A 9,188-nucleotide genomic window follows, 5' to 3' on the forward strand; every position below is an offset into this window, starting at 1 on the left:
TGGCGCAGTCGGGTTACATTATCGACAATGATCCGTGCGGCATAACCGACATCCTCGGCGGTTGTGCTACGCCCTAATGTCAAGCGAAGCGACGCCTGAGCCAACTCCCGGGGGACTCCCATTGCCAGCAGGGTGGATGATGGTTCTTGACTGCCCGATGCACAGGCTGATCCCGACGACGCTGCAACACCCTCAAGGTCAAGCGCAACCAATAACGCCTCCCCATCGATGCCATGGAAGGATAAGTTAAGATGTCCCGGCAGTCTGGCGTCAGAGTGCCCGTTCAGTCCGGCATCTTCGATATGATCGAGGATACGGGCGTGAAGTTCATCTCGTAATGACTTCATCCGGTTCGATTCTTCAGCCATCGCCGACTCGGCCAGCGACGCGGCAACTCCAAGTCCGACAATGCCTGAGAGATTCTCGGTACCCGGACGGATACCGCTCTCCTGATGGCCTCCCAACTGGCGCGGCTCGATTTGAATTCCATCGCGAATGTAGATTGCACCTATGCCTTTCGGCCCGTATATCTTGTGCCCGGACAGCGACAGCATGTCCACTCCCAAGGCTTGCACATCGACCGGGATCTTGCCAAAGGACTGCACCGCGTCAGTGTGAAAGGCTATCCCCCGCGGCTTCAAGATTGCACCGATAGCGCCCAGCGGGTTGATGGTCCCGACTTCATTATTGGCGTGCATCACCGAGACGAGGATCGTTTCCGACTCGAGGGCGCATTCAACGGCTTCGGGAGCGATCATCCCAAATGCATCCGGTTCGGCAATACCGATTCTAAAGCCTTGTGCAGAAAGAGCCTCGGCAGCACTTCTGACGGCTGAATGCTCAACGCCGCTTATGACGATATGTTCACCGCGATGGTGGTTGGCCTTGGCATATCCTATTAGAGCGAGGTTATCGGCTTCGGTCCCGCCGCTGGTGAAGTGAACCTCCTCCACCCGACAATTGAGCATTCGCGCAATCGACCGACGCGCGGCATCTATCCCCCCCCGCGCCTCCCGTCCGTAAGAATGAAGCGAGGATGGATTGCCGAACTTTTCCAGCATGAACTCGCTCATAGACATGAGGACGCGTTCATCGACCGGAGTCGTAGCGGCGTAATCGAGGTATATTCGTTGCAGAGGTGTCAAGATACTTTTAGCGCGCGGCAGCATTCAGGTGGGCGAGGAGTCCGGCTAGCGCCCGGGCGCGATGACTCACGGTGTGCTTCACTTGAGGGGGTACTTCGGCGAATGAACACCCCAATTCGACGGACCAAAAGACCGGATCGTAGCCAAAACCAGTCTCGCCAAGAGGCGCGGTCAGGATTCTGCCCTCAACGACACCTTCCCAGGTCTGTTCGATTGCATCGCTTACCAATGCCATCACCGCGCGAAATCGCGCAGTTCTCTGGTTGGGTGGAACACCCTTAAGTTCCAGCAAAAGGAGGTCGATGTTGTCTCGATAGGAAGCATCCTTCCCGGCATATCGAGCCGACCGGACGCCAGGCCGACCGTCAAGGGCATCGACCTCGAGGCCACTGTCATCGGCAAGAGTCAAAAGCCCGCTTCGGGAATATCCTTCGCGGGCCTTGATCAAGGCATTCTCCGCCAGTGTCGCCCCCGACTCACCGGGTTCGGGATACGGTGGGATTTGGTCCGGAAAGACGATCTCCCAGCCCGAACCGTCGAGTATCTCACCTATCTCCCGTAGTTTGTCACAGTTATGTGACGCAACGAAGAGGCGCCGGGATCCTCCGACAAGTGACATTGGCAGTCAGTCGAGATGCACCTGTCTATAAGCCGAGTTTAGCCGCTTCGTTCTCTTCCTTGTGGACTTTGATGCTCTTGGTGTTGAACCGCACCGAGCCCTTGGGAGTAACCGACGGGCGAACTACCTTGTAGTAGTTGAACATTTCAGGCGGCTTCAAGTTTTTGAGCATCTTCTCGGCGAAGGTCTTGGTTTTCGCCACTTTATGTGCTCCTTCCAGTCTTGCTGTGATTGAACCTTACAATATAGACACGATGAGGCATCCGGTCAAGGCCTCAATTGTCCTTGGCATACCCCTGATCGATTCCTTATCGCACCAATGCGATCTTGGCAGTTTTCTGTTCACCGCCGGCGCTTAGTCTAAGCAGATAGATGCCGGCCGGAAGTTCCCCGGCTTCAAGAACGAGCGTGTTCATTCCGGCGGGATACGTGCCTTCAATGACGCTCCTCCAGCGCCGTCCTCTGAGGTCGAAGAGACCAAGTTCGACCGATGCCACAGCATCAAGCGAGAATGTAATGAGCGCAGAACTATTGAACGGATTGGGATGGGCCGATAGGGCGAATCCGGATGGAAGTGCTCCGACCTTATCGACGACACGAAGCGCCGCTACCGCAAGTTCGTTGCCTTCGAAACGGCTTGAACCGGTGGTGTAGTCCGCCGCCAAAGTCCATTCGCCCTCAGGTGCATGCAGTCTGAAGTGAATCACATCGCCATAGCGGGCGCCGTCAACTTCGGGCGTCGTCGGATCGTCTCCCCGTATAGGAAGTCCAATCAACTGGCTTTGCGCAAGATATTCCCGTGCCGGCAGGAGAATCGATCCAACGACTCTTTCGTCCTCCACAAATGCAACCAGTTCGCAGCCGTCCACCGGGACGCCATCGATCTTCTCCAGAAGAAGACTCATATCGACACCTGTCGATGTCGCTTCGAGGCCTGCATGGAACGGCGTTGTCTCCGGGCTTCTTGGAATGCCATTCACTTCCTGTCCGCCAAACCAGACCAACGAATCAGCTTCACGTGCCTTCACAAGGTAACCTTTTCCCCGTCTTAGGTCGGGCATCATGTTGAACCCGCGATCGGGCAGGTAGAAGCGACCACTCGCATCCTTGGCGATAATGATGTTGTCTTGCGAGTTCTGGAAGGCTTCTTCGGCCGGCAGGATGGCTTCCGGAAAGTAGGCAACGAGGTTCCAGCCTCGCCTGAGGGGGATCGGCAGGTCGAAATCGACGGGAATGTTGGTGATGGAGAGGGTGTCGCGCGCGCTCATCCGCACCCAGTATCCCTGCCGAACATCGAAATCAACCATGTTGTTGAATTGGTTCGGCACCAGGAATCGGCCCATCCCGTCCTTGATCAAGGCCACGTTTCCCCGGGATAAAACATCCTGCCAGACGATGTCAAATGCAGGATCAGGCGGAGGAGTATAAGTGGATATTAGACTCCAGCGAGGCTCGAGTGGAATTCTGTGGGGCTCGGGTTCACGTCCGGGGCCAATTCGATATATGATCTCAAATTCTGCCGCAGGCGACGGATGCTCTTCGACATGAATGCCAAGAGTTCTCGTACGCCGTCCCATTAGGGCACCTCTAGGTGCCCTAACATGTAAGTTAATCCAAAGCGTATCGCCCACTTCTATAATCTCCTCTGCAGGCGACGCGCTTAAGAGCGAGTCTTCAGGGTTTATCTGCAACGTCAGGAGGATTCCCCTCAAATCACCCTCAACGTATGTAATCCAGATATTCCGAGTCGCCTCCTCGCCTCTCCTCAAAAGTCCAAAATCAATTGTCTCAAGAGGCGTGTAGGCGATTCCTTGCGGCCCCATATAGCGCCCCATATCGGCACGTGTTCCATCGGGGTCACGCTGCGCATTTGGATCTCCGCTATTCCAACAGGGAGAATTGAGATCGAGCCTGTAATCACCATCTGCGGAGTTGCGAAAGAGGGGGTTGGCGTTGATGACTCCCTCGCCACGTTCCACACCGTTGGTTTGTCCGACATTACTATAGTCAACTTGCGCCGAGCCGTTGGAAAGTTGAATGTCGCCACCGCCATTTCCCCATATGATCGAATTGGAGGCGATCATTCGTCCTCCATTGACCACAAAGATCCCGCTATGCCCACGGTTGTTGGCTATGGTATTGTGTTCGAAGACCAGGGGGAAGGCGTCATATCCAATGAAGACGCCGCCACCAGTGTTGTCAACAATGAGGTTTTGCCGAACAACCGAACGTGACCCATGAACCAGATAGAGCGCCCCACCCCACGTCATAATGCCAGATAGATTGTGACGAAAAACGTTATTCTCTACCGGTGAGTGGCTGCCATCGAGGATGAGCCCGGCGCCATAATCGCCTCTGTTGTTGATGAATTGATTGCCTATCGCAGGCATGTCAGATTCGTAAACCCAGACGATTTCAGTGAAGCCAAAATTGTCATCGAAGTGATTGCCCAATAATGAGCCGCGAGTTCGATAGAAACAGGCGGCTCCACCCATTCCCGTTGCACTACAGAAGCGAAAGTGACAATTTTCAACACGTACTAGTGAGGAATTTGCGTAGAGTGCGCCTCCTCGTGAATTCTCATCTGGATAATTGGCAATCTGGCGACTCCACTCAAAAATGCAATACTGTAGAACATTGTCCTGATTGGAATTGACGATGCGCATTCCGCTCCAGTGCTGGTCACGGTCAGTGCATTTTAAGACTACTGGTCGCTCGGCATCACCAAGTGCGTTGATTCGACCGAAGATATAGATTCTTCGTCCGGGCCTTACTCGCACTTCAACACCTGGTTCGATAGAGAGTGCTTGTCCGGCAGGCACAATGATGTCGTTCACGACAATGTAGGGCGCACCGCCGCGTGTCCAATTGCCGGATACATTTCCTGAGACTTCGGTCTGGCAGTAGAGTGGCAAATGGATAGCAAGAGTGGTGATGAGGGACAGGTAGAAGTGACGCATGGGATACACACTCCAAATAAGAGACCCGATTCAATCTATAATACTTGACTATTTAATCACTTGCAGTTCAAATTCGACCTCGTAGAACCCTCCTACCCAATGGCACCATAGGCGCTCGCAAAAGAATGGATGCGCGTTCGCCATAGTGTTGATAACGGAATTGGCAAATTCAAGGATTCCTCTCTTAAGGCGTCCCTTACGTTCTACTACCTGCGGAGGCCACCACCTGAGTTCTGCTCGAAGCGTCTTAAGATTGACTTGAGGCAGGTAGTTGGGATGGCCGGTCAGGGTATGCATGTCGTGATCATAATGCTCAAAACTACGGGTGCTGTATAGTCGTTGATGGGTCAGGTCATCATAGTAAGATGGATTGGAGAAGTGGGGGAGAATCAAGATTACCGTTGCTCCCGGCTTGCAAACACGATGGAGTTCCGATAACACTGGAAGTTGCTCAAAAATGTGCTCCAGGCAATAACTCGAGTATATCTCGTCAATGCAGGAGTTCTTGAAAGGCATTCTACGGGCATCCCCCAGCAAATCGACGCCTTTGGCTGGAAGGACGTCGAGCCCGATGAACCCTTCCCGCTTGAAATGCGAAGAACCGATGTCAAGCTTGTGAGGAACAATGTTCGGTTGCTCTCTTAGTCCGATCACCTACGTTTCACCGGGTTCAATTCAAAAGTCACTTCATAGAACCCACCCACCCAGAAGAGCCAAGTTCTTTCACAGAGCCGAGGATTGAGATTGGCTAACCCGGAAAGGATACCGTCAAGTAGCCGCAGCATCGTCCTCTTGAGTGGAGAGTGGAACTTGATTCGTCCTGGCCAGTAGGTTAGTCTTGCGTTCAACGTCTTAATATTGATGTCAGGAGTATAGATTGGATAGCCCGCTCGCCGAGCATAGTCCACATCATAATACTCAAAAGTCCGCACCCCGAACGGCCGTCGGTGGGTCATGTCGGCCCAGTATGCTGGATTCGAGTAGTGCGGCACAATGATCGTGATGCGGCTCTCCGGCTTGGCTACCCGGTAGATCTCCCGTATGCATTGGTGCGGGTCGGCAACATGCTCCAGAGTGTGCCGGGTGTGAAAGTGATCAACCGACGACTCCTTGAACGGCAAGTAATGGAGGTCCGCCCGGATATCGACTTCGGGGCCCGCCTCCATATCGACGCCGATGTAGCCCGGCAGTTTGTGGTTTGCGCAACCGACATCGAGACAGATCATTCGGACGAGCTCGAGGCTCGATTGAAGTGGGTGACTATAGAGCACCTAAGGGTCGATTGCTGCATAGAAGCAATATATACGCCTGCCGGTTCCAAGTCAAGTCCGCTTTCTTGGAGGTGCGTGAAAGCCTGTGGGGTGAATCCAGCATCCGGGCCGTATCGCCTTTCGGCGTCCCGTTACCTGCGGCAGAGTGATGTCCACTCCGTCCATCGCCAGAGCTCCCAGAACCGCCATCGCCGCCGATTCCCGATATGACACCGGTATCCCCAACTCATCGCTCAAGTGCACTTGTCCCCGACTGCGGTCTCTCAATTCGGTGTACAGCGCAAGGTTGCAGGCTCCACCGCCCGCCAGGACGACTGCACCCGGGGGTAGTCTTCTTGAGATGACCTCAGCGATCACCGCTGTCACGGTTCGCAAAATAGCACTTGGCGAGCTATCCGGAAGGTCGTCTAAAGTCCCTTTGGCTTCGTCACCGCTGCCGAGCGACCTGCCATCGGCGCCAGTTGACTCCAGTCTCGATACCAGATGCTTGAACAACGACGGATCAACCGCGCCAGCCATCGCGACCGCCCCGTCCTGGTCGAATGGCTTGCCAAGAAGCCTCCAGGCTGCCCCATCCAATAGGTGATTGCAGGGCATCAGATCGCCGCCTTGAATACGCGTGATATAATCCTTTACAGGCTCGCGGCTGCCTCTTGCCGGAAGGTGAGTGAAGTTGGCAAACCCGCCCAGATTAACGATGTTGCGCGGCGTCGATGAATCGCCATATAGGACAAAGTCTGCCAGCGGTGTGATAGGAGCGCCTTCACCATCGGCTGCCAGATCGGCGCCACGCAGATCGAAACAGACTGGCGCTCCAAACTCAACTGCAACCGGCCAGGGATCGATCAACTGCCACGACCGGGGTGGCCGATGATAGACGGTCTGACCGTGCAGGACAATTAGGTCGGGACGGTCGCCTCCCAGCAGACTCTGCAGCCCCTGTCGATGGGCATTTGCAGCATTATAAGCCAGTTCTGAGATTTGACTGGAGGTCATGGATCTTCCATCAGCGAGGCTCCGCATCAACTCGGCATCCGGCAACGCTGCAGACAGTGTCCGTACGATCGTTGCTTTCATAGCGAGCCCCCGGCCTTTGATCAAAACCAGCGCCAGATCGATGCCGTCCATGCTTGTGCCGGTCATAGCGCCGGCTACAAGCCGCTCATGCGGCGATCTCAAGCGAGTTCCTGGCGAAGATGCTCGTAATGCCGGCAGGAATCCTCCAGGCCGCCGTATCTTGAACGTCGTTGCCAAAGAGCGCGATGCTCCCTAATCATCTCCTCGAGGTCTTCCTTCAATCTAACACGCATAGCCGTCCTTTTATGATAATGTCCTCGCCTCAACAACGCCAGCCGAGCGGCAAAGAGGGCTTCCCGTGCGGATTGCCTTAACTCCCGGATGACCAATTCATCGCGAGTCCGAGGCAGGGAAGAAGACAACTCCTCAAGCCTCGCCTCGACTTGAATCCAGTCCTCTGGCAAGCCTATTCGGCCTCTCTCTCCAAACCGCCGGTCCAGTTCCTTGAAGAGTGCGCTCGCATTGCGTATTGGGGTGTGAAGTCCGGAATCGTCTCGCTTTCCGCCGGCTTGTCTGAGGGGAAGATCGGCATCGCCTAACCACGATAGCCACCCGGCTACCTTGCCGGTTGCATCGCCGAAGGCGTGGCGAGATAGTGCTTCCTCGCTCAAAGTCAGCTCGGGGTTCCACATTGCTGCAGCGGATTCAGCCAAACCGATCAATGACACCGGCCATTGTTGTCGATGCCCGGAATCGCCCCAATCGGTCACCAGAAGACCATCGGCTCCGCCCTTTATGCCGGATCGGACTGCTTGCCTAATGTTCTCTCTGCGCTCCGTCGTGCGACCGGTGATAGATCGCCACGAACTCGTGCCGGGACAGACCCACCACTTGAAACCGTGCTCGCTCAGCATTTGTCCCCAATAGTCGAAGTCCGCGTCCGGTTCATACCCCCACGCCAATGCAATCATATCCCTGGGTAGGTCATCGAGTGCTTCCGGATGCGAGAGCGCCATATCGGCCCAAAACAACGGCTGAAACCCTCTCGACATCGCTGCTTCGGCGATCTTACGCACGAACCGGGAATAGACCTTGCCGAATCCCTCACGCTTCACAAGTGCCCTGGATCGCCCCTGTCCGACATCATAAGTTTCGTCACAATTGATGTTTAGCAGACCACTTCTAAAGCAATACTTTAATTGACTAATGAGATCTTCCACCAATTCAAGAGACATTGGATCAGCCGGCGCCAAACTGAACGGCCCGGTCATCCTTCGCCCCAAACACCGCCAGCGCCCGGTCGTCTCAGCGAGGTGCATATATGCCCTTTGCCTCAGCCACCGTTCCATATGACCGAAGGTCGACTGATTGGCAGCCAGCGTGATCCCCACAGACTGACAGTGATAGTCAAGGTCTTCAATCTCCTCCGGCGTAAAGGGATCAAATCCCTGCCATACTACCTCATGCCCCCGATAGGCAAATGTATGCTCAGTATAGAGTTGCAGGTGGTTGATCTTCCAACCGGCGAGTTGCTCCACAACTTCGTGAATCTGCTCCAGAGTCGGCACCCGGTCGCGCGAAATGTCGAGCATGACACCCCGCACTGGAAAGGCAGGAGCATCCTGGACCGTGCATTCGGGCAGACTATTCCCGTAAAAGTGGAGCAACTGTCGAAATGTGGCTACGGCGTATCTCAGACCTGCAATCTGCGAAGCTTTCACTTCGATCTTGGCACGTCCACCTGTATAATGTCCAATTTTGAGGTGATAGGTTTCGCTGCCAAGACGCGGGACCTTTATGAAAGTGAAGCAACTTGATCGGGTGTTTATTGCGAACCCTGAATCCGGCGCCTCGCTGCAAGCGGGCTTCAACAGCAAGAGTAACTGATCCCGATCCGGGAGCGCGACCATTCCGCTGCCCCTATCAAATCGTCGGGGCATCGGCAGCAGTGGTGGGTGTGAGCCGAAGGACAAAGTGAAATGCCGGGTATGGAGTGTCTTCTTATGAGCAGCACATTTGGCAATGAATGCTCAGGAGACTATATTAAAGTGTACTATCTTAGCGATCTGTTGACAGTGTGATGGCTGTTCAAGTCCCCGAAGGCGTAGCCGAAGGGGACTTGAACAGCGCCCTTGGTCACAGGACGCTCCGTGGATAGATTGTCTTGTCTACTAAA

Annotated in this window: 7 protein-coding genes; all 7 read right to left on the minus strand. The window is 54.7% G+C overall.

Annotated features, from left to right (window positions below):
- The coding region (locus tag FJY67_09895; GenBank protein MBM3329764.1) for a cysteine desulfurase at window positions 1-1,136 on the minus strand (1,136 nt) is incomplete at its 3' end.
- A 16-nt stretch (window positions 1,137-1,152) separates the two neighbouring features.
- On the minus strand, window positions 1,153-1,764 hold the full coding sequence (locus FJY67_09900) for a non-canonical purine NTP pyrophosphatase (protein ID MBM3329765.1): 612 nt from the start codon (window positions 1,762-1,764) through the stop codon (window positions 1,153-1,155).
- A gap of 308 nt (window positions 1,765-2,072) precedes the next feature.
- A complete protein-coding gene (locus tag FJY67_09905) occupies window positions 2,073-4,724 on the minus strand; it encodes a T9SS type A sorting domain-containing protein (protein MBM3329766.1) in 2,652 nt (883 codons plus the stop codon).
- Between the two features lie 48 nt (window positions 4,725-4,772).
- Window positions 4,773-5,378 carry a class I SAM-dependent methyltransferase gene (locus FJY67_09910; protein ID MBM3329767.1) on the minus strand — a complete coding sequence of 202 codons (606 nt, stop codon included), beginning with the start codon at window positions 5,376-5,378 and terminating at the stop codon, window positions 4,773-4,775.
- Window positions 5,375-5,950, minus strand: coding sequence for a methyltransferase domain-containing protein (locus FJY67_09915; GenBank protein MBM3329768.1), 576 nt, complete (start codon window positions 5,948-5,950; stop codon window positions 5,375-5,377). Before FJY67_09915 ends, FJY67_09910 begins: the two co-directional genes overlap by 4 nt.
- A 96-nt stretch (window positions 5,951-6,046) precedes the next feature.
- Entirely contained in the window at window positions 6,047-7,174 is a 1,128-nt protein-coding gene (locus FJY67_09920; protein MBM3329769.1) for a hypothetical protein, read from the minus strand.
- Window positions 7,171-8,952 carry a glycoside hydrolase gene (locus FJY67_09925; protein ID MBM3329770.1) on the minus strand — a complete coding sequence of 594 codons (1,782 nt, stop codon included), beginning with the start codon at window positions 8,950-8,952 and terminating at the stop codon, window positions 7,171-7,173. The genes FJY67_09920 and FJY67_09925 overlap by 4 nt, the downstream gene beginning before the upstream one ends.
- Window positions 8,953-9,188: the final 236 nt, after the last annotated feature.

The sequence above is a fragment of the Calditrichota bacterium genome, assembly GCA_016867835.1.
GTDB lineage: Bacteria > Electryoneota > AABM5-125-24 > Hatepunaeales > Hatepunaeaceae > VGIQ01.